At 63.7% G+C, this 22,226-nt stretch carries 24 protein-coding genes; 19 read left to right on the forward strand and 5 right to left on the reverse strand.

Translation table 11 applies throughout. The features are described from left to right. Positions 1 to 5 precede the first annotated feature (5 nt). From modB to P9217_RS18235, 3 genes are all read left to right on the forward strand, one after another. Positions 6 to 710, forward strand: a complete 705-nt coding sequence (gene modB / locus P9217_RS18225) for a molybdate ABC transporter permease subunit (protein WP_067323203.1) — start codon at positions 6 to 8, stop codon at positions 708 to 710. After that, a complete protein-coding gene (gene modC, locus P9217_RS18230; RefSeq protein ID WP_067323206.1) occupies positions 707 to 1,819 on the forward strand; it encodes a molybdenum ABC transporter ATP-binding protein in 1,113 nt (370 codons plus the stop codon). The genes modB and modC overlap by 4 nt, the downstream gene beginning before the upstream one ends. 84 nt (positions 1,820 to 1,903) lie before the next feature. Continuing rightward, a complete protein-coding gene (locus tag P9217_RS18235) occupies positions 1,904 to 2,245 on the forward strand; it encodes a winged helix-turn-helix domain-containing protein (RefSeq protein ID WP_066990897.1) in 342 nt (113 codons plus the stop codon). Positions 2,246 to 2,262: 17 nt separating this feature from the next. On the opposite strand, the gene cobF is transcribed toward P9217_RS18235, so the two are convergent. After that, positions 2,263 to 3,036, reverse strand: a complete 774-nt coding sequence (cobF, locus tag P9217_RS18240) for a precorrin-6A synthase (deacetylating) (protein WP_067323209.1) — start codon at positions 3,034 to 3,036, stop codon at positions 2,263 to 2,265. A 177-nt stretch (positions 3,037 to 3,213) separates the two neighbouring features. On the opposite strand from cobF, the gene P9217_RS18245 reads away from it, so the two are divergent. From P9217_RS18245 to P9217_RS18270, 6 genes are all read left to right on the forward strand, one after another. Further along, entirely contained in the window at positions 3,214 to 4,227 is a 1,014-nt protein-coding gene (locus tag P9217_RS18245) for a DUF4424 domain-containing protein (protein ID WP_067323348.1), read from the forward strand. Beyond that, complete coding sequence (locus P9217_RS18250; protein ID WP_278087831.1) at positions 4,227 to 4,745, forward strand: dihydrofolate reductase; 519 nt, start codon at positions 4,227 to 4,229, stop codon at positions 4,743 to 4,745. Before P9217_RS18245 ends, P9217_RS18250 begins: the two co-directional genes overlap by 1 nt. A gap of 246 nt (positions 4,746 to 4,991) precedes the next feature. Further along, positions 4,992 to 6,089, forward strand: coding sequence for an FtsH protease activity modulator HflK (hflK, locus tag P9217_RS18255; protein ID WP_066990906.1), 1,098 nt, complete (start codon positions 4,992 to 4,994; stop codon positions 6,087 to 6,089). Next, positions 6,089 to 7,051 carry a protease modulator HflC gene (locus tag P9217_RS18260; protein WP_278087830.1) on the forward strand — a complete coding sequence of 321 codons (963 nt, stop codon included), beginning with the start codon at positions 6,089 to 6,091 and terminating at the stop codon, positions 7,049 to 7,051. Before hflK ends, P9217_RS18260 begins: the two co-directional genes overlap by 1 nt. A 6-nt stretch (positions 7,052 to 7,057) precedes the next feature. Further along, on the forward strand, positions 7,058 to 7,243 hold the full coding sequence (locus tag P9217_RS18265) for a DUF2065 family protein (protein WP_095783779.1): 186 nt from the start codon (positions 7,058 to 7,060) through the stop codon (positions 7,241 to 7,243). 145 nt (positions 7,244 to 7,388) lie between these two features. Continuing rightward, positions 7,389 to 8,900 (forward strand): DegQ family serine endoprotease, encoded by a 1,512-nt coding sequence (locus P9217_RS18270; protein WP_278087829.1) that lies wholly within the window; start codon positions 7,389 to 7,391, stop codon positions 8,898 to 8,900. 41 nt (positions 8,901 to 8,941) lie between these two features. Here the strand turns inward: P9217_RS18270 and P9217_RS18275 are convergent, their stop codons facing one another. After that, positions 8,942 to 9,514 carry a GNAT family N-acetyltransferase gene (locus P9217_RS18275; RefSeq protein WP_095802670.1) on the reverse strand — a complete coding sequence of 191 codons (573 nt, stop codon included), beginning with the start codon at positions 9,512 to 9,514 and terminating at the stop codon, positions 8,942 to 8,944. Continuing rightward, positions 9,511 to 10,398, reverse strand: a complete 888-nt coding sequence (serB, locus tag P9217_RS18280) for a phosphoserine phosphatase SerB (protein ID WP_095802669.1) — start codon at positions 10,396 to 10,398, stop codon at positions 9,511 to 9,513. The genes P9217_RS18275 and serB overlap by 4 nt, the downstream gene beginning before the upstream one ends. On the opposite strand from serB, the gene miaA reads away from it, so the two are divergent. Both miaA and P9217_RS18290 read left to right on the forward strand, forming a co-directional pair. Further along, positions 10,388 to 11,332, forward strand: a complete 945-nt coding sequence (gene miaA, locus P9217_RS18285) for a tRNA (adenosine(37)-N6)-dimethylallyltransferase MiaA (protein WP_278087874.1) — start codon at positions 10,388 to 10,390, stop codon at positions 11,330 to 11,332. The genes serB and miaA overlap by 11 nt on opposite strands. 122 nt (positions 11,333 to 11,454) lie before the next feature. Next, the gene (locus P9217_RS18290; RefSeq protein ID WP_066990920.1) at positions 11,455 to 12,246 is read left to right on the forward strand and encodes a GGDEF domain-containing protein; all 792 of its coding nucleotides are present in this window, start codon (positions 11,455 to 11,457) and stop codon (positions 12,244 to 12,246) included. Between the two features lie 208 nt (positions 12,247 to 12,454). Here P9217_RS18290 and P9217_RS18295 read toward each other — a convergent pair whose 3' ends face one another. Beyond that, the gene (locus tag P9217_RS18295) at positions 12,455 to 14,284 is read right to left on the reverse strand and encodes an ATP-binding protein (protein ID WP_095824891.1); all 1,830 of its coding nucleotides are present in this window, start codon (positions 14,282 to 14,284) and stop codon (positions 12,455 to 12,457) included. A gap of 152 nt (positions 14,285 to 14,436) precedes the next feature. On the opposite strand from P9217_RS18295, the gene P9217_RS18300 reads away from it, so the two are divergent. The 3 genes from P9217_RS18300 to P9217_RS18310 are packed head-to-tail and all read left to right on the forward strand — an operon-like array spanning position 14,437 to position 15,892. Continuing rightward, complete coding sequence (locus P9217_RS18300; protein ID WP_095802667.1) at positions 14,437 to 15,003, forward strand: XRE family transcriptional regulator; 567 nt, start codon at positions 14,437 to 14,439, stop codon at positions 15,001 to 15,003. Between the two features lie 4 nt (positions 15,004 to 15,007). Beyond that, on the forward strand, positions 15,008 to 15,316 hold the full coding sequence (locus P9217_RS18305) for a hypothetical protein (protein WP_095824890.1): 309 nt from the start codon (positions 15,008 to 15,010) through the stop codon (positions 15,314 to 15,316). A 36-nt stretch (positions 15,317 to 15,352) separates the two neighbouring features. Next, positions 15,353 to 15,892: a GNAT family N-acetyltransferase gene (locus P9217_RS18310; protein ID WP_278087828.1), complete on the forward strand. Its 540-nt coding sequence runs from the start codon at positions 15,353 to 15,355 to the stop codon at positions 15,890 to 15,892. Here the strand turns inward: P9217_RS18310 and P9217_RS18315 are convergent. After that, entirely contained in the window at positions 15,884 to 16,744 is an 861-nt protein-coding gene (locus P9217_RS18315; protein ID WP_278087827.1) for a LysR family transcriptional regulator, read from the reverse strand. The genes P9217_RS18310 and P9217_RS18315 overlap by 9 nt on opposite strands. 134 nt (positions 16,745 to 16,878) lie before the next feature. Between P9217_RS18315 and P9217_RS18320 the strand changes: the two genes are divergently transcribed. From P9217_RS18320 to P9217_RS18340, 5 genes are all read left to right on the forward strand, one after another. Beyond that, on the forward strand, positions 16,879 to 18,030 hold the full coding sequence (locus P9217_RS18320) for a gamma-butyrobetaine dioxygenase (RefSeq protein ID WP_067323356.1): 1,152 nt from the start codon (positions 16,879 to 16,881) through the stop codon (positions 18,028 to 18,030). Continuing rightward, positions 18,027 to 18,617 carry an HD domain-containing protein gene (locus P9217_RS18325; protein ID WP_278087826.1) on the forward strand — a complete coding sequence of 197 codons (591 nt, stop codon included), beginning with the start codon at positions 18,027 to 18,029 and terminating at the stop codon, positions 18,615 to 18,617. Before P9217_RS18320 ends, P9217_RS18325 begins: the two co-directional genes overlap by 4 nt. A gap of 383 nt (positions 18,618 to 19,000) precedes the next feature. Further along, positions 19,001 to 20,782, forward strand: a complete 1,782-nt coding sequence (locus tag P9217_RS18330) for an acetolactate synthase 3 large subunit (protein ID WP_127241708.1) — start codon at positions 19,001 to 19,003, stop codon at positions 20,780 to 20,782. A gap of 76 nt (positions 20,783 to 20,858) precedes the next feature. After that, positions 20,859 to 21,431 (forward strand): acetolactate synthase small subunit, encoded by a 573-nt coding sequence (gene ilvN, locus P9217_RS18335; RefSeq protein ID WP_040969991.1) that lies wholly within the window; start codon positions 20,859 to 20,861, stop codon positions 21,429 to 21,431. Positions 21,432 to 21,553: 122 nt separating this feature from the next. Further along, positions 21,554 to 22,150: a LysE family translocator gene (locus P9217_RS18340; RefSeq protein WP_127241707.1), complete on the forward strand. Its 597-nt coding sequence runs from the start codon at positions 21,554 to 21,556 to the stop codon at positions 22,148 to 22,150. Positions 22,151 to 22,226 lie beyond the last annotated feature (76 nt).

A 22,226-nucleotide genomic window follows, 5' to 3' on the forward strand; every position in this document is an offset into this window, starting at 1 on the left:
CGCAAATGAACTGGCTGCTGGACCTCACTCCCGACGAATGGAATGCGGTCCGGCTGTCGATCAAGGTGGCGACTGTGGCGATGATCGCCAGCCTGCCGCCCGGCATCCTGATCGCGCTGGTCCTGGCCCGGGGGCGGTTCTGGGGCAAGACCTTGCTCAACGGGCTGGTGCATTTGCCGTTGATCCTGCCGCCGGTGGTGACCGGTTATCTGCTGCTGCTCACCTTCGGCCGGCGCGGGCCCGCCGGCGCCTTCCTCGCCGAGCATTTCGGCATCGTTTTTTCCTTCCGCTGGACGGGGGCAGCACTTGCCTGCGGGGTGATGGGGTTTCCGCTGATGGTGCGGGCGATCCGGCTGTCGATCGAGGCGGTCGACCGCAAGATGGAGGCGGCCGCCGGCACGCTCGGCGCCAACCCGATCTGGGTGTTTGCCACAATCACGCTGCCGCTGATCCTGCCCGGCCTGATCGCCGGCGCGATCCTGTCCTTCGCCAAGGCGATGGGCGAGTTCGGCGCGACCATTACTTTCGTCTCCAACATCCCCAACGAGACGCAGACGCTGCCCTCGGCGATCTACACCTTCACGCAGGTGCCGGGCGGCGATCCCGGAGCGCTGCGCCTGACGCTGATTTCGATCGTCATCTCGATGGTGGCGCTGGTGGCCTCCGAGGTTCTGGCGCGCCGGATCGGCCAGCGGATGGACATCGAATGACGCTCTCGGTGGACGTCAGTCATCGTCTCGGCGATTTCGCCATCGAGGCGAGTTTCGAAAGCGCCGGCCGGCTGACGGCGCTGTTCGGGCCTTCGGGCTCGGGCAAGTCGACGCTGATCAATGTGATCGCCGGGCTGATCCGGCCGCGGAAAGGGCGGATCGCGGTGGACGGGCGCGTGCTGGTCGACACCGCCGCCGGCATCTTCGTGCCGATGCACAAGCGACGGATCGGCATGGTGTTCCAGGATGCGCGGCTCTTCCCGCATTTGAGCGTCGCCGGCAATCTGCGCTATGGCCGCTGGTTCACGCCGGTTGCCGAGCGCTACGCCAGTATGGATGCGGTGGTCGAACTTCTTGGCATCGGTCCCCTGCTCGACCGGCGGCCGGCGAAATTGTCGGGTGGTGAAAAGCAGCGCGTGGCGATCGGCCGCGCGCTCCTTGCCAGCCCGAAACTGCTTTTGATGGACGAGCCTCTCGCCTCGCTCGACGAGGCGCGAAAGGCCGAAATCCTGCCCTATATCGAGCGGCTGCGCGATGAGACGAAGATCCCGATCGCCTATGTCAGCCATTCCGTCGCCGAGGTGGCGCGGCTGGCGACCGACGTGGCGGTGCTGTCCCAAGGCAAGATCGCGGCTTTCGGCCCGACCGAGGCGATCATGCAGCGGCTCGACCTCTTGCCGGCGGAGGAGCGCGGCGAGGGCGGCGCGGTGCTCGACACCAGGGTTTTGCGTCACGACGAGGCTTTCGGCATGACTGTGCTCGGCTCGCCGGCCGGCGAGATCCGCGTGCCACGCGTTTCACGCCCGGCGGGAGCTCTGGTGCGGCTCCGCATCCGCGCCCGCGATGTCATGATCGCGACCGAACAGCCGTCGGGTCTTAGCGCGCTCAACATACTGCCGGGCAAAATCGCCGCAGTCAGGCCGGGCGTCGGGCCTACGGTGGAGATCGCCATCGACTGCAACGGAGCAACGGTGCTGGCGCGCGTCACCAAACAGTCGAAGCAGAGCCTTCGGCTCGCGCTCGGCCGCGAGGTCTTCGCGGTGATCAAGACGGTGAGCTTTGACAGCGCGACGACAGGTGCTGGGCTGCCGGTGGAGGCCGATGGTTGACGAAGGGCAATATCGCTATGTTGGTTTGGAATAGCGATGTGGCGGCGGAGAGGGTAATCTCGACATGATCGCAGAGGACAAAGGATGCCATCGCTGAGCCTGCGGATAAATCTCGACCCTGACGGACGAATTGGTCCGGGCAAGATCGAATTGTTGGAGCAGATCGCCGCTTTCGGCTCGATTTCGGCCGCGGCGCGCGGCATGGAGATGTCCTACAAGCATGCCTGGGACCTGGTCGAGGACATGAACCGGGTGTTCGGCAAGCCGCTGGTGGCGGCGCAGACCGGCGGCCGAAAAGGCGGCGGCGCGCAATTGACCGCCGTGGGTCTCGCCGTCGTCAGCCGTTTCAGAGCGATCGAGCGCGCGGCGGCTTCAGCGGCGGCCGTCCATATGCAGGCGTTGCAGGCCGAGATCGACGCCGGTTGATTGGGCCTGTAAGGGGCCTATTCCTCCGGCTCCCCGGGCTTGCGGAGCAAATAGGTGTCCATGATCCAGCCCTTTTTGCGCCGAGCTTCCTCTCGGACCTTCTCGATTTCGGCGCCGACATCGCCGAGGCGGCCGGAAAGGATGATCTCGTCCGCCGTGCCGAGATAAGCGCCCCACTGAATGAAAACATCTTGATCGACCAGTGTGTTGAAGGCGCACTTGCCGTCCAGCATGACAACGGTGCTTCCGGCATTCGCGGGCAGGCCTTCCTCAGTCAGCCGGCGGCCGGTGGTGACCAGGATCGAATCGCCGATGCGGTTGAGCGCGGTCGCGTGGACGGCGGCAAGCGCCTGGATCGCGGTGATGCCCGGAATGACCTCGAGCTCGAAACCGACATTGCCCCTCAGGCGCACGCGCTCCAGTATGCGCAGCGCGCTGTCGTAGAGCGAGGGGTCGCCCCAAATCAGGAACGCGCCGCAGCCGTCCTCGGCAAGCTCGTCGCGGATCAGCCCTTCATAGATTTCGGCGATCGCCTCGTGCCAGTCGTCGACGGTCACGCGATAGGACGATGTCGGCTCGGCCCGAACCGGGACGTCGAATTCGACGCGGCGCGACTTCGGGTTTGTGACGAAGCGGTCGCAGATCTGCCGGCGGAGTTCCGCGAGGTCGTTCTTTCTGGCGCCTTTGTCGGGAACGAACAGCACGTCGGCCCGGTTCAGGCCGTTGATGGCCTGTACGGTCATGTGGTCGGGATTGCCGGCCCCGATGCCGATGACGAGAAGCTTGCGCATAGGCGTCCTCCTGCCCGATCGGGCGGCCGGTGTCCAGACGGGGGCAGGCAGGCATGCGGGAACGCAAAACTTCCACCGATTGGCAGAAACGTTGAACGCCTCTAGCTACTTCTCCTGGAATTGCTCTAGATGGAAGCGCATCCGCATGATCCCGGTCATGCCGTCGAGAGGGGAGCCATGTTACGCACTATCCTGACCGCAGCGCTGGCATTCTCGGTTGCACCTGCCTTCGCCAACGATTCCGTTGCCGAGCTTGGCACCGGCGGGCTGATCCTGTCGCGCAGCGATGCGGTTGCCATGGAAAGCGAGGATCTCTTCATCTCGCCGGAAAAAGTGACCGTCGACTACGTTTTCCGCAACAATACCGACAAGGACGTCAGCGCGATCGTCGCCTTCCCGATGCCGGACATCGAAGGCGACCCGAACGAGATGCCGGCGATCCCGGAAGCGCAGAGCGACAATTTCCTCGGCTTCGAGGTGACGATCGACGGCGTCGACGCCAACCCGCAGCTCGAACAAAAGGCGTTCGCGCTGGGCATCGACATCACCGCGGAACTCCAGGCGCACGACGTGCCGCTCTATCCGTTCGGCGACGCCGCCAAGGCGGCGCTGGCAAAGCTGCCCAAGGACGTCGCGGAGGATTGGGAAGATCGCGGCATCATCATCGAAGACACCGCCGACAACAGTTCGGGCATGCAAACTGCCTACGCGCCGTTCTGGCAATTGCGCTCGACCTATTGGTGGCGCTCCACCTTCCCGGCCAACAAGCAAGTCCATGTCTCGCACCGCTACAAGCCGAGCGTCGGCGGCACGTCATCGGTCAGCTTCTATTACGACGGCAAGTTCCAGGGGCAGTACGACACTTACAAGACCCGCTACTGCATGGACGGCGGGTTCGAGAACGCTGTGCGCAAGGCGGCGAAGGAAAATCCCGACGGCTATCCCAAATATTTCGAGAGCCGCATCGCATATATCCTGACCACCGGCGGCAACTGGGCGTCCGGTAGTATCGGCAATTTCAAGCTCACCATCGACAAGGGCAGCCCAAAGAATCTGGTCTCCTTCTGCGGCGACAACGTCCGCAAGGTGGGTCCGACGACGTTCGAGATGACGGCCAAGGATTTTTATCCGGAGCACGATATCGGCATCTTGCTGCTCGAGCCGTCGGACAATAGCGGGAACGGCGGCTGATGGACATCGCGATCTACGTCGCCATTGCCGAGAACGGCGTGATCGGACGCGAAGGCGGGCTGCCGTGGCGGCTTTCCAGCGACCTGAAACGCTTCAAGGCCGATACGATGGGCAAGCCGATCATCATGGGCCGCAAGACCTATGAGGGCATCGGCCGGCCGCTGCCCGGCAGGCTCAACATCGTGGTGACGCGAGCCAGAGACTGGCGATCCGAGGGCACCGAAGTTGCCCATTCGCTCGACGAGGCGATCACGCTGGCCAAGGTGCGCGGCCGCTGCATGGCAGGTGCCGAGGAGATCTGCGTCGTCGGCGGCGGCGAGATCTATGCCCAGGCCCTGCCGTTGGCCGATCGTCTCCACGTCACGCATGTGCTGGCCGCGGTCGATGGCGACGCTCATTTTCCGCCGATCGACCCCGCGATCTGGCGGATCGTCCGATCCGAGGATTTTCCGGCGGGCGAAAAGGACAGCCACGCGACACGCTATACGGTTTACGAGCGCCGCGGCGACGGTCACTGACGAGGACAAAGGGTCGCTGACGGCTCAAATCGCAGGCGCGCGTAGCGGATCGCGTTGAAAGCGCGTCACGGCGTCCCTATAGAAGAACGAGGGTACAGCGCCACGCTTCCAACCGGACGCGCAAGAAGGTCGCCGTAAAACTTTGATTTGGCGCATGATTCCTTTCGGAAAACCGATATCGGTTTTCGAGGTCATGCGCTAGGATCGCGCCGCAAGGCCTGAGGGAACCGAAGCGAAAGGACATTCATGCCCTGGAACGACAAGAGCGGTGGCGGCGGCCCATGGGGCGGCGGCGGCAATCAGGGGCCCTGGGGACAGGGACCGAAAGGCCCGAGCGGCCCGCCCGGGTCGCCTCCCGATCTCGAGGACATCATCCGCCGCGGCCAGGACAGGCTGCGGCGCGCTCTTCCGGGAGGCGGCGGCGCCAGCCCGGCCGTCCTCGGGCTGATCGCGCTCGCGCTTGTCGTGCTTTGGGCTTTCAAGGCTATCTATACCGTGCAGCCTGACGAGGTCGCGGTCGAATTGCGCTTCGGCAAGCCGAAGGCCGAGCTCTCGCAGCCAGGCCTGCATTTCCACTGGTGGCCGATCGAAACGGTCGAAACGGCAAAGATTTCCGAGCAGCTCGTCAGCATCGGCGGCGGGGCGAGCAGCGGCTCCGGGCTCATGCTCTCCGGCGACCAGAACATCGTCAATGTGCAGTTCTCGGTCGCCTACCAGGTTTCCGATCCAAGGGCCTATCTTTTCGACGTCTCAGATCCCGACGGCATGCTGACGCAGGTGGCCGAAAGCGCCATGCGCGAGGTCGTCGGCCGGCGCCCCGCGCAGGATATTTTCCGCGACGATCGCCAGGGTATTGCCACATCGGTGCGTGAGATCATCCAAAACACGCTCGACGGTTACAAGACGGGTCTGCAAGTCAACGCAATCTCCATCGAGGACGCCGCCCCGCCGCGCGAGGTCGCCGATGCTTTCGACGAGGTGCAGCGCGCCGAGCAGGACGAGGACAAGTTCGTCGAGCAGGCCAATCAATATTCCAACCAGAAGCTCGGCCAGGCGCGCGGCGAGGCGGCCCAGATCCGCGAAGATGCCGCCGCCTACAAGAACCGGGTCGTGCAGGAAGCCGAAGGTGAGGCGCAGCGCTTCATCTCCGTTTACAACGAATACGCCAAGGCGCCCGACGTGACGCGCAAGCGCCTTTACCTGGAAACAATGGAGAGGATCCTGAAGGACTCGAACAAGGTCGTCGTCGAGCAGGGCAACGGGCAGGGTGTGCTTCCTTATCTGCCGCTGCCGGCACTGCAGCCCAAGGCGCCGCCCGCGCCTGCGCTGGGAGGTAACCAGTGATGGCCAACCGTCTTCCCATCATCGCGGTCATCGCGGCCGTCCTTCTGTTTCTGCTCTATTCGTCGGTGTTCGTCGTCAAGGCGGGCGAGCAGGCAATCGTGCTGAGGTTCGGCGAGATCATCGACGTCAAGACCGAGCCGGGCATCTATTTCAAGGCGCCATTCGCCTTCTTTGATGCCGACAGCGTTCAGACGATCGAGAAAAAAGTGATGCGCTTCGACCTCGACAATATCCGCGTTCAGGTCTCCGGCGGCAAGTTCTACGAGGTCGACGCCTTCATCGCCTACCGCATTTCGGATCCGCGCACGTTCCGCGCGGCGGTATCGGGGCAGGTGGAACTCGCCGAAGCCCGGCTGAAGACGCGTCTCGATGCGGCGCTGCGCCGCGTCTATGGTCTGCGCGATTTCGAGGCGGCACTTTCCGAAGAACGCGGCGTCATGATGCGCGAGGTGCGTGACCAACTGCGTCCGGACGCGACGTCGCTCGGCCTCGACATCGAAGATGTGCGCATCCGCCGGACGGATCTGACCGCCGAAGTATCGCAGCAGACCTACGATCGCATGAAAGCCGAACGCCTGGCGGAAGCCGAGCGGCTGAGAGCTCGCGGCAACGAGGCGGCGCAGCGTATCAAAGCCAGGGCCGACCGCGAGGTCGTCGAGATCATCGCCGAGGCGCAGAAGGAATCGGAGATCCTGCGCGGCGAGGGCGAGGCGCAGCGCAGCGCCACCTTTGCTGAAGCCTATAAGCGAGACCCGGGCTTCTTCGATTTCTATCGCTCGATGAATGCTTACGGCACGGCCTTGGACAGCACCGGAACCACCATGGTGCTGTCGCCCGACTCCGAGTTCTTCCGTTTCTTCCGCGATCCGGAAAGCAAGCCCGAGCCCGGACAGCCGGCGGCACCGCAGCCCGCGCCCGCGGCGCCGGCAGCCCCGGCCACGCAACCCGGCAGCGCCCAGTAGCGGACGGTGCAGGATTTCCTCGCGGCTATCGGCCTGGTCCTCGTCATCGAGGGCCTGGTCTATGGCGGGTTTCCGGCTCTGGCCAGGAAACTGGCGGCGGAGGTGCTGTCGTTGCCGGAGAATGTGCTGCGGATCGCCGGATTGGCTGCAATCGCCCTTGGCGTCGCCATCGTCTGGCTGGTTCGCGGCTGATGAAATTCCTTGGTGCCGAGGCGATTGACGATTTATCTTCCGCCGATAGCTATAGCCGCAAACGTGCCTTATTTCTTGCCAACATGAATTGGACGGGCGCCTTTGCGGAAGCGCCTTTCTTTTTCAAAAACGCCGGGAGGCCACGATGATATCCGACACCCTGTTGCGCGCGGCGCGGCGCAGGTTTTTCGCCGGCGCCACCGCATTCGTCGTCGGCATAATTGCCGTCCCGTCCTTCGTCACGCCCACGATCGCCTCCGACGCGCCGCCTTCCGTCGCCGACCTCGCCGAACGCCTGCTCGGCGCGGTGGTCAACATCTCGACCTCGCAAACCGTCAAAGGCACGGAAGGCCCCGGTGCTGTGCCGATGCCACAGCTTCCGGAAGGCTCGCCCTTCCAGGACTTTTTCGATGACTTCTTCAAGAACCGTGGCGGCGACAAGGGCGGTGGGCAGAAGGTGCAGTCGCTTGGCTCCGGCTTCGTCATCGATGCCGAGCAGGGCATCGTGGTGACCAACAATCACGTCATCGCCGATGCCGACGACATCGAGGTCAATTTCTCCGACGGCGTGACGCTGAAGGCGACGCTTGTCGGCACCGATACAAAGACCGACGTCGCGTTGCTGAAGGTCGATCCGAAGGGCCACAAATTGACGGCGGTGAAGTTCGGCGATTCCACTAAGATGCGCGTCGGCGACTGGGTGATGGCGATCGGCAATCCTTTCGGTCTTGGCGGCACGGTCACGGTCGGCATCGTCTCGGCGCGCAACCGCGACATCAATTCCGGCCCCTATGACGACTTCATCCAGACCGACGCCGCCATCAATCGCGGCAATTCCGGCGGTCCGCTGTTCAACAGCAGTGGCGAGGTCATCGGCATCAACACGGCGATCATCTCGCCGTCCGGCGGCTCGATCGGCATCGGCTTTTCCATTCCCTCGCAGCTCGCCGCGGGCGTCGTCGATCAGCTTCGCCAGTTCGGCGAAACGCGGCGCGGCTGGCTTGGCGTGCGCATCCAGCCGGTGACGGAAGACATCGCCGAAAGCCTCGGCATGGCGACGGCCAAGGGCGCGCTGGTGGCCGGTGTCATCAAGGGCGGACCGGTCGACAACGGCACGGTTCAAGCCGGCGACGTCATCATCAAATTCGACGGCAAGGACATCCACGAAATGCGCGACCTGCCGCGCGTCGTCGCCGAAAGCCCGGTCGGCAAGGCCGTCGACGTCGTCATCGTGCGCAAGGGCGTCGAGCAGACAGTGAAGGTGACGCTCGGCCGGCTCGAGGACGGCGAGAAGCTGGCCAGCGGCGAGAACGGCAGTACCGGCGAGGACAAGGGCGACAAGGCGGCTCCTGTGTCGACGGCTTCGGTGCTCGGCATGACCGTTGGCGAGCTCAACGAGCAGACCAGACAGAAATTCGGCATCGCGGCCGATGTGTCGGGCGTGGTCATCACCGACGTCGCCAAGGATTCGGCCGCCGCCGAACGCGGCATCCAGCCCGGCGAGGTGATCACCGAGATCGCGCAGGAATCGGTCGGCACGCCAAAGGATGTCATGGACCGGATCGGCGCGCTGAAAGAGCAGGGCCGCAAGAACGCGCTGCTGATGCTCGCCTCGAAATCCGGCGAGTTGCGCTTCGTCACGATCCGGATGGACTGATTCCGGAGAGCCCGAACGGGTTGATTCGCAAGAATGGGCGGCTAGCGGGCCGCCCTTTTTCGCGCCTGCCAGTCGTCGCGCGACAGCCGGTACAGCGCATGCCGCTTAAGATGAGGGTGGCTGTCCGGCACGGCGGGATGGTCGAAATCGGCGCCCGGGTCGGCGCGCATGCCGAGCCGCTTCATGACGGCGATCGAACGATGGTTTTCCACGACGGCAAAGGAGACGATTTCGTCCAGCTCCAGCGTTTCGAAACCGAAGGAGAGCCAGGCTTCGGATGCCTCGGTGACATAGCCCTTGCGCCAGTATTCCGGTGCCAGCCGCCAGCCGATCTCGATCGTGCCGGCCGGCAGGGAAGGCACATGATCGGTTTGGAGGAGGCCGACGAAGCCGATGCACTCGCCGGTGGCGGCAATCTCGGCGGCGGCGAAACCGTAGCCATCCTCATCGATCCAGGCGCGGAGCTCGTCCATCTTTGCGTCCGCCGCGGCCCGGTCGCGGCGGAACGGAAAAAATTCCATCACGCGCTCGTCCGAGTTGATGCGATGGAAGAGCGCGCGGTCGCGCTCTTCCCAATTGCGCAAGATGAGGCGCTCGGTGCGGATCGGCTTCATTGCACGAACTCGTCCTGGCGATAGCCCTGGAGGTAGAGCAGCGCCGTCAGATCGCCGTGGTCGATGCGGATCCTTGCCTGCTCAGCCACCGCCGGCTTGGCGTGAAGAGCGACGCCAGTGCCGGCCAGGCGGATCATGTCGAGGTCATTGGCGCCGTCGCCCACGGCAACGGCATCCTGCGTCGTCACGCCCAGCCTTGCCGCGATGTCGAGCAGCGCCTCGGCCTTGGCGGCGCGGCCGAGAATAGGCGCGGCCACCGTGCCGGTGAATCTGCCGCCGTCCTCGATCAGCCGGTTGGCGCGGTTTTCCTGGAAGCCCAGCATTGCGGCGATGCGGTTGGTGAAGACGTCGAAGCCGCCTGAGACCAGCGCCGTCCAGGCGCCGTTGGCACGCATGGTCTGCACCAGCGCGCGGCCGCCGGCGGCCAGCGTCAGCCGGTTGGCGAGGATGCGGTCGACCACCGCCGTGTCGAGGCCCTTCAGCAAGGCGACGCGTTCGCGCAAGGCCGGCTCGAATGCGATCTCGCCATTCATCGATCGCGCGGTGATCGCAGCGACACGGTCTTTGACGCCGATCTCGTCAGCAAGCTCGTCGATGCATTCCTGATTGATCATGGTCGAATCCATATCGGCAAGCAGGATCCTCTTCCTCCTGCCTTCAGCCGGCTGGACGATGATGTCGACCGGCTCGGAGGCCAATGCCGCGCGCAGATTGGCCGTCAATTCGCCGATGTCGGGAGTCTCCGGCAAAACCAGATCGCAGGCGACATCCTCGGCCAGCCAATGAACGGCGCTTGCGCCTGCCGCTCGCGAGGCGATATTCGCAAGCGGGACCGACACTCGGCGGTCTTTGGGATTGGACACAAGCGTGGCGATCAGAGGCATCGAAAATTCCGGCAGGCAGGCGGGCGAAGGCCGCGTGAAAAACGCCATCCTGATAGCGGGGCCGACCGCCAGCGGCAAGTCGGCGCTGGCGCTGGACATCGCCGAGCGCAAGGGCGGCGTCATCGTCAACACCGATTCCATGCAGGGCTATTCGGTTCTTGACGTGCTGACGGCGCGTCCGAGCGCGGCCGAAACGGCGCGCGTGCCGCATTATCTGTACGGTCACGTGCATCCTTCGACAGCCTACTCGACCGGCGCCTGGCTGCGCGACGTCACCGGGCTGATCGCGGAAGGTATTTTCTCCGGCCGGCCGGCTGTCTTCGTCGGCGGCACCGGGCTCTATTTCCGAGCTTTAGCCGAAGGCATCTCGGACATGCCCGACATTCCGCCTTCGGTGCGTGAGCGCTGGCGCTACGAACTCAAGGAACAAGGGGCAGAACGGCTGCACCGTGTACTGATGCATCAGGATTCGGCTGTCGCCATGCAGCTCCGGCCGACCGATGGCCAGCGCATTGTGCGGGCGCTGGAGGTGCTCGACGCGTCGGGACGGTCGATCCTTGAATGGCAAGCGGCACGCGGCCAGCCGCTCATCGACCGCGACAGCGCACGCTTCCTGGTGATCGAGCCGGATCGCGGCGAACTGGTGGCGCGTATCGGGGCGCGTTTCGATCAAATGCTCGACAAGGGCGCGCTCGACGAGGTCAGGCAGTTGATGGCACTCGACCTCGATCCGAACCTGCCGGCGATGAAGGCGATCGGCGTGCGCGAGCTGCAGGCCGCGATGGCCGGACATATGGGCTTTCCCCAAGCGATTGAGCGAGCCAAGATCGCGACGCGCCAATATGCCAAGCGGCAGACGACCTGGTTCAAACACCAACTGGGGCCGGAGTGGCAAAGGTTACGCCCGGGCGAGAAATGGTCAATCGCGGACTGATAGAATGCGATTTGATCAGGGCTTGGAATTGTGAGCGCAGCTTCCCGTCACGGTTGTCCGGGTTAACCGTCCGTAAGGCCTGGCATGCCATAACGGCGACGGTCGCAGTACCGCGGGGCGTTATGCGTTTTCACAAGGCGGAATCGGCGTTTTTCGTCTTTATCTTCGTGATCCTGGCCGCCGGCCTGGTGACCTTTCACGCCTATGGCCAATTGCAGGATATCGCGACCGCTCTCGACACCGCATCGCGTCTCGACAGAATCGCCTATCTCAACAAATTGCTGTTCGTGACCGGTGCGCTGCTGGCTGCTGCCTTGTTCTTTGGAACCTTCTTCATCTACCCGCTGATCCGCGGCCAGGTGAGGGAAGAGGGCAAGTTGCGCGCCATGACGGTGTCGCTGAGCGCCCGTTCGCAAACGCTTGAGCACGCAGCACTCACCGACGGCCTGACCGGAATGCAGAACCGCCGCTACTTCGATGACGCGTTGCGGGAATATCTCGACGAATTCGGCCGCATCGACAAGCCGGTGGGCCTGATGATCCTCGATCTCGATCATTTCAAGCAGGTCAACGACACGCATGGCCACGATGTCGGCGACGAGGTTCTGCGGTCCGTCGCGCAGTGCGTACGGGGCATGACCCGCTATCACGATGTGGTGGCGAGGCTGGGCGGCGAGGAGTTCGCCGTGGTCACGCCCAACATGGATGCGGAACTGCTCGCGCGGTTCGCCGAGCGCATCCGCAAGGCGATCGCCAACCTGTCGATCATGTCGGGCAATGTGCGGCTGAAGGTCACCACCAGCGTCGGCCTCGCCGTCTGGGACCGCAAGGAGAGTGCCGAGGACTTCTATCGCCGCGCCGACCGGCAGCTCTACGAGGCGAAGAAGCAGGGCCGCAACCGCGTCTGCGCCTGAAATTCCATGATCAAATTCTTGACGCTGGCCGCCTGGAGCCGTGTTCTGCGCTTCTACCGCGCCGCGCGTCTCCTATGATCCTTTCCGAAAAGCGTTCTCGATTTTCGGGGTCATGCGCGTGCTCACGGACTATATGTCCGCTCCGGTTCTCGAAAGCGACTTCAGTCGACTCAGCCCGGGACTCAGTCGGCGCGAAGATGCAGAACGATTAGTCGTTCTGCTGGCGCATGCCGAAGGTCGAGGGCCTCAGGCCGTAACGCATGTCGAAATCGTCGTCCGGTTGCACGCGCGGCGCCGATGGCTTGCGGTAGTCGGGGTCGCCAGCCTGGCGCCCGGTATCGACGGCTTCGGCGAACGCTATCGACTGCTGCGGTTTCGGCACGTTGCGCAGACGCTCGACAATTCCGGCGAGATCGACATCGTCGCCGGAATCCGCGGGCAAGGCCTGCTCCCGCTTCGCTGTGCCGGGAATGAATTCCTGGGACAGTTTCTCGAATTTGAGCCGCATGGTCGTCGCCACGCCTTCGCCGAAGGCAATGGCTTCGCGCTGGCCCATGGAGGACAGGAACGCCAACGTCGAGGCCGAGGAATCGGCGATCGCCGAGCGGATGATGGCCTGATCCTGCTCGTTGGCGAGCCGCATGGCGAAGAAGGTCGAGCATTGCGACAGGATGGTCGGATCGAGCTCGCCTGGACGCTGGGTCACAACGCCGAGATAGCAGCCATATTTGCGGCCTTCCTTGGCGATGCGCGACAAAGCGTGCCTGGTCGGCGCGAAGCCGAGGCGCGGATCGGCAGGCATGTAGCGGTGCGCTTCCTCGCAAAGCAGGAGCAGCCGCAGCCGGCCCTCGCTCCAGAGCGCAAGGTCGAAGGCGAGGCGCGCCAGCACCGAGCAGACCGAATTGACGACTTCGGACGGCATGCCCGCCATCTCGAAGCAGGTCACCGGACGTCCATGGTTCGGTACGCGGAAGATGTTGCCGATCGTCTCGTGGATGGTGTCCTCGATCAGCCGCGAATTAAACATGAAACGGTAGCGCGGGTCGGAAGCGGCCGATTCGATGCGCGTCCTCAACGACTTCAGTGTCGGCCGATCGTTCTTGCTTTCGAGCAGACCCATGCGCTCGTCGATCTGCTTGAGCAGATCGGCGATGCGGTAAGGCACCGGCGTGTCCGCCGTCAGCGCATCGCTGCCGCGCCTGATATACGAGCCGGAGCTCGGGTTGCGATAGAGGTTCTTGGCGGCCGGGATGAGGTCGCGCAGGACGTCGACTTCCTCCGGAACGGTCTCGCGACCGCGAAACAGAACTTCGGCGAATTCTTCCAGTCTGAACATCCAGAACGGCAGGTCGAGCGTCTTGGAATCAACCTTCACGCAGTATTCCGGAAGCGAGGCGGCAAACTCGTTGTGCGGGTCGAGGATCAGCACGCGCAGATCGGGCCGCGCCTCGATCGATTTGCGCAACAGCAGCGAGACAGCCGTGGATTTGCCGACGCCGGTCGTGCCGACAATGGCGAAATGGCGCGCCAGCGTGTCGTCGACAGCGATGTTGGCGTCGATCGCCTCGTCCTGGGACAGCGTGCCGATGGTGATCGAATGGCGGCCGGCGAGATCGTAGACGGCCTGCAGGTCGCGGCTGCGGATACGGTGGGCAACCGCGCCGATATGCGGATAGGTGGTGATTCCGCGGTCGAAGACCGGTTTGGCGCTGGGCTCGGCTCCGTCGCGCACCTCGCCGATCAGTTCGATGCTGACCTCGATTGCGTTCTGGCCCTCATTGCTCCAGGCGCGGTCAGACTTGCCGATCGCATAGACAAGGCCAACGGTTCGCGTCGCGCCAAGGTTGATGGAAATCATCTTGCCGACGGTCCACAGGCCGGTCACCGTGCCTTCGGCATCTTCGGCATAGGCGCTGATGGTAGCGCGCGCACCGTCGCATTGCACGACGTTGCCCAGGATGCGCTTGTCGCTCTGCTGGGCGTCGCGGCGCTCCTGCGAGGTCGGCTCCCCAATGGAGGCTTCGCGTTCAACAAACATCGGTTACCTGTCCCATTCCCCTCGGGGTCAAAGCTATCCCAATCGGGGTTAAAGCCGCGTGAGGTCGGATGGTGTAGGGCCCGTTAAACCACTCGCGAAAATGCGATAGACCAGCCTCTTCCTTCATCCCGGAATTTCGATATATTGGATGAATGACTGATATATCGAACGACATCACGTCCACGATCGGCAGGCGGATACGCTCCGAGCGTGATTTGCGGGGATGGTCGCTGGCCGAGTTGGCCGAGCGTTCCGACGTTTCCAAGGCGATGCTGAGCGCCATGGAGCGCGGCATGACAAGTCCGACCGCGGCGCTCCTCGTGCGCATCGCGTCGGCTTTCGGCATGACGCTCTCCACGCTGATTGCCCGCGCCGAAATGCAGGGCGGCAGTGTGTCCCGCAAGGACGAGCAGCCGGTCTGGCAGGATCCGGCGACCGGCTATGTGCGACGGCATCTGTCGCCGGCAACGCAAATGCCGCTCGAACTGATCCGGGTCAGCCTGCCGGCAGGCGCCAAGGTCGAATTCCCGGCAGCGTCCTATGCCTTCATCAAGCAGCAGATCTGGCTGATCGGCGGCCGCCTGGACTTCACCGAAGGCAATGTCGTGCACAGGCTGGAGCCGGGCGACTGCCTGGCGCTCGGAGCCCCGTCGGACTGCACCTTCCACGCTCCGGGACCGGAAGCCGCCGAGTATCTGGTGGCGCTGGTCCGGGGCTGATCGCATGGCACGCCGGCCTGAACGGTCCCACAATGGCGGGCCGCCTCTCGACGACTACGAAGGTCCGCCCTGGGGCAAGGGGGACCCCTACATCTTTCTTGCCTGGCGCACCGCCCACGACAAAGCCTGGAAGGCGCCGAGCCACGCCGTCATGCTGATGCGGCTGGAAAAGGCCGAGCGGCTTGGGCTCACCTATGAGGAATACACGCTCGAGATCCTGGAGCGCGGGCGGCACCTCAGCGAGGACGAAGCCGAGCGTATCGCGGAAATCCGAAGGGCGCGCCGCCGAAGACGTAGCAGTCATTTCGCATGACCGCGGCCCGATACCTCATCACTGGAGACCACCGACATGAACCCGCCTGAAATCAGGGCGCTGAACGACGACGCAAAAACCAGCGGGATGCTCGCCGACCTGCTGATCGAGACAGTCGCCGCCGGCGGATCGGTGAGCTTCATGCATCCCTTGTCCCCCGATGCAGCCCACGAGTTCTGGCGCAAATCGCTCGCTGCCGCGGCGCGCGGGGAACGGGCAGTGCTGGGCGCATGGGATGGCAAGACGCTTGCCGGCACCGTCACACTGCTTCTCGACTGCCCGCCCAACCAACCGCACCGCGCCGAGATTGCCAAGCTGATGACCCGCCTCGACTATCGCGGCAAAGGTATTGCCACCGGCCTGATGCGGGCCGCCGAGGAACTGGCGGTCAAGAAAGGGCGCACCCTGCTGGTGTTGGACACAGCAAGCGAAGAGGGGGCCGGCGGCCTTTACGAAAAACTCGACTTCTCGCTGACCGGCGAGATTCCGGACTATGCGCTAAAACCCCATGGTGGGCTCACCGGCACGCTCATCTATTGGAAGTGGATAGGGGAGCCAGCCCGGGCGCTATGCTGAAATGCTGGCGAGACGCGACAAAAGCCAGCGGCGAAAATCCTGTTCGGCGCCGGACAGCCGCGATGACGATGGCCATGTCAGGAAGTGACCCGATGGGCTCGAGAGCTCGAAATCGGAAAGCCTGACAAGGAGATTGTCCTTCAGCGCGGCCTCGATGAGCGGCCGCGAGCCCAGCAGCGCTCCGGCGCCGGACTTCGCCGCCTCCATCGCGGCGACAAAACTGTCGAAGCGATGCGAGCGTTGGGAGTGGCCGGCAAGGCCGGAGGCTGCGAACCACTCCGCCCACATCTCGCGCGCGCCCGCCACCAACAGCAGCGGCAGCGATGTCCATTCGGCATTTCCGGCCAAGATCGGCGCAGCGACCGGAACGAGCCGCTCGACCGTCAACCGGTCGGCGTCGCGCCCGGAAAATGAACCGTTGCCGAAGCGGATGTCGAGCGTCGAGCCTGCGTCGTCGTAGTCCGTCGGTCGATGGATGGTCACCAGATCGAGCCTGATCCACGGCAGCGCCTTTGCGAGATCGGGAAGAGCCGGGACCAGCACCAGCAGCGCGAAAGAAATCGGAACGCGAATGGTGACGGTTTGCAAAACGCGTGGCTCGAACAACTCGCGCGTGCTGCTGCCGATGATCGCGAATGCCGACTGGATATGGGGAAGATAGGCGGCGCCCTCCGGCGACAACGCCACGCCGCGTGCCAGCCGCGCGAACAGTCGCGTCTTGAGACGCTCTTCCAGAAAGCGGATGTGCTGGCTGACGGCGGCTTGCGTGAGCCCGAGCTCGGCGGCCGCGGCGGTGAAATTCGACAGGCGCGCAGCCGCTTCGAAACTGCGTAGCCAGTCGAGCGGAGGCATGGGATCGGCAGCTTTTCCAGTCATTAGGTTTTTGGCGGCATTGGCTGAAAAACAATAATTTGAATTATGCCTTTGGCAAAGACAGCATGCAATCGGTACCGCGGCGCCGGCCCGAAGACGGGAGTTTCAGAAACGTGCTGACGAGAGCAAACCTTGGCGACGAAGGGCGAACGATCGCGCTTGGCTGGGACGATGGGACACGCAGCCGATTCCATGCCATGTGGCTGCGCGACAACGCACTGGACGACAGGACCCGCAGCGCCGGTAACGGCCAGCGGCTGGTCACCATTTTGGACATTCCGGGCGAGACACGGATCGGAGAGGCCTCGATCAAGGGCGAGGCGCTGGTGGTCACGTTCGTGCCTGAAGACAAGACCGTCAGCTTTCCCGCAAGCTGGCTTCGCGCCCATACTTACGACCGCGAAGAAAATCGGCAGCCCGGCTGGACCGGCAGCGACATTCGGCGGTGGACCAAGGCGACGATGCAGAGTTCGGTGCCGCGCGCGGCCTATAGTGAGGCGCGGCACGACAGGAATGTTCTGCGGCAATGGCTGACGGCGGTACGGAGCTTTGGCTTTGCCGTCATGGACGGTCTGCCGGCCGAATCCGGGGCATTATGCAATGTGGCCGATCTCTTCGGATATATCAGGGAGACCAATTACGGGCGCTGGTTCGAGGTGCGCGCCGAGGTCAATCCGAACAATCTTGCCTACACCAACCTTGGCCTGCAGGCGCATACCGACAATCCCTACCGCGACCCGGTGCCGACGCTGCAGATCCTGGCCTGCATCGAGAATACGGTGGAAGGCGGCGAATCCAGCGTCGTCGACGGATTCGCGGTGGCGGCCGCGCTGCAGGCGGAGAGTTCGAACGGCTTCCGGTTGCTTTCCTCCTATCCGGCGCGCTTCGAATATGCCGGCTCATCGGGCGTGCGGCTGCAGTCCAAGCGCCCGATGATCGAGCTCGGACCGGATGGCGAGCTCATCTGCGTGCGCTTCAACAACCGCTCGCTGGCGCCGACCATCGACGTGCCGTTCGCCGAAATGAACGCATATTACGCCGCCTATCGCCGGTTCGCCGAACTGATCGAGGATCCGGCCTTCGAGGTGACCTTCAAACTCGAGGCGGGCCAGTCGTTCATCGTCGACAACACGCGCGTCATGCATGCGCGCAAGGCCTTTTCCGGCAGCGGCAAGCGCTGGCTGCAGGGCTGCTACGCCGACAAGGACGGCCTGCTGTCGACGCTGGCGGCAATCGAACACGATGTCAGAGAGGCGGCCGAATGAAATCGAATGAACTGAACACCGGCAACATCGTCGAGTTCATCGCCGAAATTTTCGAGCGTCGCGGCGCGGAATCCTATCTCGGCGAGCCGGTCACCATGTCCGAGCATATGCTGCAGGGCGCGTGGCTAGCCGAGCAGGATGGCGCGCCGGAGGAGCTTGTGGCTGCGGCGCTGCTGCACGACATCGGCCACTACACCAGCGAGTTCGGCACCTATTCGCCCGACGACGTCGAGGACAAGCACCACGACGAGGCGGGTGGCGAGGTGCTGGCGCCGTTCTTTCCGCCGGTCATCGTCGAATGCGTCAGGCTGCATGTTGCGGCCAAGCGTTATCTCTGCGCCACCAATCCGAGCTATTTCGGCAAGCTGTCGCCGGCCTCGGTCCATACGCTGTCGCTGCAGGGCGGGCCGATGAGCGCGGAGGAGGTGGCGGAGTTCCGCAGCAATCCATTCCATCAGGAAGCCGTACGTGTGCGCATCTGGGACGAGGGTGGCAAGGTCGCCAACATGAAGACGCGCGCCTTTCGCGACTACGTGCCGCTGCTGGAGCGGGTGGTGAAAAAGTTCGCGGCCCAAAGCGCGACGTGATCACCGGCGCCGCCCCACCCGGCACACTTGCCTACAATAGTGCGCCGTTTCTCGGCAACATCATGCGTCTCGACATACCCGGCAAAATGCGTTGGCGGCAACCAGGCAAGGGGTGTGGTGCTGGCGGCCTGAACAATCCGCGCCGCTGAACAATGGGACCGACAGATTGCCCGTTGACAGCGGCGCGGAACCGACCTTATTGTCCGCGCCCATGAAAACAGCACTCATTCTCGTAGGCTGGCGCGTGGGCAAGGCGGTGTAACCGCCGGGCGAAAACCTCCCATGCGCATCCCACAGGCTCCCTCGGGGGCCTTTTTTATTGCCCAAAACCCAACTAAACGACCAGCAAATCGCCTGATGGCGAACAGTACGGGACCAGACCGATGAGCAACGGACATAACGAGCGGCGCGAAATGACGGGCGCCGAAATGGTGGTGCAGGCGCTGAAGGACAACGGCGTCAAGCATGTCTTCGGCTATCCGGGCGGCGCGGTCCTTCCGATCTATGACGAGATCTTCCAGCAGGATGAGGTCGAGCACATTCTGGTCAGGCACGAGCAGGGTGCCGGCCATGCCGCCGAAGGTTATGCGCGTTCGACCGGCAAGGCCGGCGTGCTGCTGGTCACGTCCGGCCCCGGTGCCACCAATGCGGTGACGCCGCTGCAGGACGCGCTGATGGATTCCATTCCGCTGGTCTGTCTCACCGGTCAGGTGCCGACCTCGCTGATCGGCTCCGACGCCTTCCAGGAATGCGACACCGTCGGCATCACGCGCCCCTGCACCAAGCACAATTGGCTGGTGAAGGACGTCAACGAGCTCGCCGCCACCATCCACGAAGCCTTCCATGTCGCGACCACCGGGCGGCCGGGCCCGGTCGTCGTCGACATTCCGAAGGACGTGCAGTTCGCCAAAGGCATCTACGTGCCGCCGCAAACGGCGCCGCGCACCAGCTATCAGCCGAAGGTCCAGGGCGATCTGGAGAAGGTGAAGGCCGCCGTCGAATTGATGGCCGGCGCGAAGAGGCCGATCATCTACAGCGGCGGCGGCGTCATCAATTCAGGTCCGGAAGCCAGCCATCTGCTGCGCGAGCTGGTCGACCTCACCGGCTTCCCGATCACCTCGACGCTGATGGGCCTCGGTGCCTATCCGGCTTCGGGCAAGAACTGGATCGGCATGCTCGGCATGCATGGCACCTACGAAGCCAACATGGCCATGCATGATTGCGACGTGATGATCTGCATCGGCGCGCGCTTCGACGACCGCATCACCGGCCGGCTGACCGCGTTCTCGCCGAACTCGAAGAAGATCCATATCGACATCGATCCGTCCTCGATCAACAAGAATGTCCATGCCGATGTGCCGATCCTGGGCGATGTCGGCCGCGTGCTGGAGGATCTGGTGCGGCTGTGGCGGGCGACTGCCAAGGCCGACAAGAAGGCGCTCTATCCATGGTGGGAGCAGATCGCGAAATGGCGCGCGCGGGACTCGCTCGCCTATAGGATGAACAACGACGTGATCATGCCGCAATACGCGATCCAGCGGCTCTATGCGCTGACCAAGGATATGGACACCTACATCACCACCGAAGTCGGCCAGCACCAGATGTGGGCGGCGCAGCACTATCACTTCGACAAGCCCAACCGCTGGATGACCTCGGGCGGCCTGGGCACGATGGGATATGGCCTGCCGGCGGCGCTCGGCGTGCAGATCGCACATCCGAATGCGCTGGTCATCGACATCGCCGGCGACGCTTCGGTGCAGATGACGATGCAGGAGATGAGCTCGGCCGTGCAGTACGACGCGCCGATCAAGATCTTCATCCTCAACAACCAGTATATGGGCATGGTGCGCCAGTGGCAGCAGCTTCTGCACGGCAACCGGCTGTCGCATTCCTACACCGAGGCGATGCCGGATTTCGTCAAGCTGGCGGACGCCTATGGCGGCCATGGCATACGCTGCGACAAGCCGGACGAGTTGGATGACGCGATCCGCGAGATGATTTCGGTGACGAAGCCGGTGCTATTCGACTGCCGCGTGGCGACTCTCGCCAACTGCTTCCCGATGATTCCGTCCGGCAAGGCGCATAACGAGATGCTCCTGCCTGACGAGGCGACCGACGAGGCGGTGGCCAACGCCATCGACGCCAAGGGCAGGGAACTGGTGTAGCGGCAGACAGCGTCTGCGGCGGAAGCCGTGTGGAAACATAGAATTAGCGCCAAAGTTTGAAATCGAGATTCACGTCATGAACGCACAGCTCCAGCCGACCGGCTCCGCCTACTTCATCGCCAAGGAAACCGAAAAGCCGGAAACGCACACGCTTTCCGTGCTGGTCGACAACGAACCGGGGGTGCTTGCCCGCGTCATCGGCTTGTTTTCGGGGCGCGGTTATAACATCGAAAGCCTCACGGTGTCCGAGACCGAGCACGAGAAGCATTTGTCGCGCATCACCATCGTGACGCGCGGCACGCCGCATGTGCTGGAGCAGATCAAGCACCAGCTCGAGCGGATCGTGCCGGTGCACCGCGTGGTCGATCTCACCGTGCGCTCGCACGAACTCGGCCAGGAGCGGCCGCTGGAGCGCGAGCTTGCCCTCGTCAAGGTCGCCGGCGCCGGCGACGCCCGCGTCGAGGCGCTGCGGCTGGCCGATGCCTTCCGCGCGTCGGTCATCGACGCCAACACCGAGCATTTCATCTTCGAGATCACCGGCAAGGGTTCCAAGCTCGACCAGTTCATTGCCATCATGAAGCCGCTCGGCCTGGTCGAGATCTGCCGCACCGGTGTCGCAGCCATGAACCGCGGCCCGCAGGGCATGTAGGCGCGCCACCCACCGCTCCGGCTGCTTCAAATTCTCCTCGCTGGTCCGGCGGTCGCCCGTCCGTGGCTTTTGCGCGCCTGCCGAAAAAGGACAATATAGCTGACCTATCCGGGGAGGATATGATGTCCGTCAACGCGTTCCTTGCACTCCTGGTCTATGCCTTCGTGACGTCGATCACGCCGGGGCCGAACAATCTCATGCTGCTGGCCTCCGGCGTCAATTTCGGCATAGTCAGAACGGTTCCGCATATGCTGGGCATCAGCATCGGTTTTCTGGTTCTGCTGCTGGCCGTCGGCTTCGGACTCGGCGCGGTGCTGACAGCGTTTCCGGCGCTGCATGCTGCGCTGAAAATCGCCGGCGCAGCCTATCTGCTCTATCTCGCCTGGAAGATCGCCATGTCGCGTTCGATGGGTGGCAAGGACGGGGCGAAGGCGCGTCCGATGCGCTTCATCGATGCCGCCGCGTTCCAATGGGTCAACCCGAAGGCGTGGGTGATGGCGATCACTGCCATGGCCGTCTACACCAATCCGGATCATCCGTTCGTCTCGGTGGCGCTGATTTCGATCGCCTTCACCATCGTCAACCTGCCCAGCGTTTCGGTGTGGGCCGGGTTCGGCACCGCGCTGCGCGGCTTCCTTTCGGATCCCGTGCGGCTGAAATGGTTCAACATAGGAATGGGTCTGCTGCTCGCAGCGACGCTCTGGCCGATGCTGCGTTAAGGGATCGCCACGGCACGTTAGCCGGCTGCACAACAATTGTGCAGTGCATATTAAATCTTCGTAATCCCGCGTTTTG

Origin of the sequence: Mesorhizobium sp. WSM4989 (assembly GCF_029625795.1) — a bacterium.
GTDB lineage: Bacteria > Pseudomonadota > Alphaproteobacteria > Rhizobiales > Rhizobiaceae > Mesorhizobium.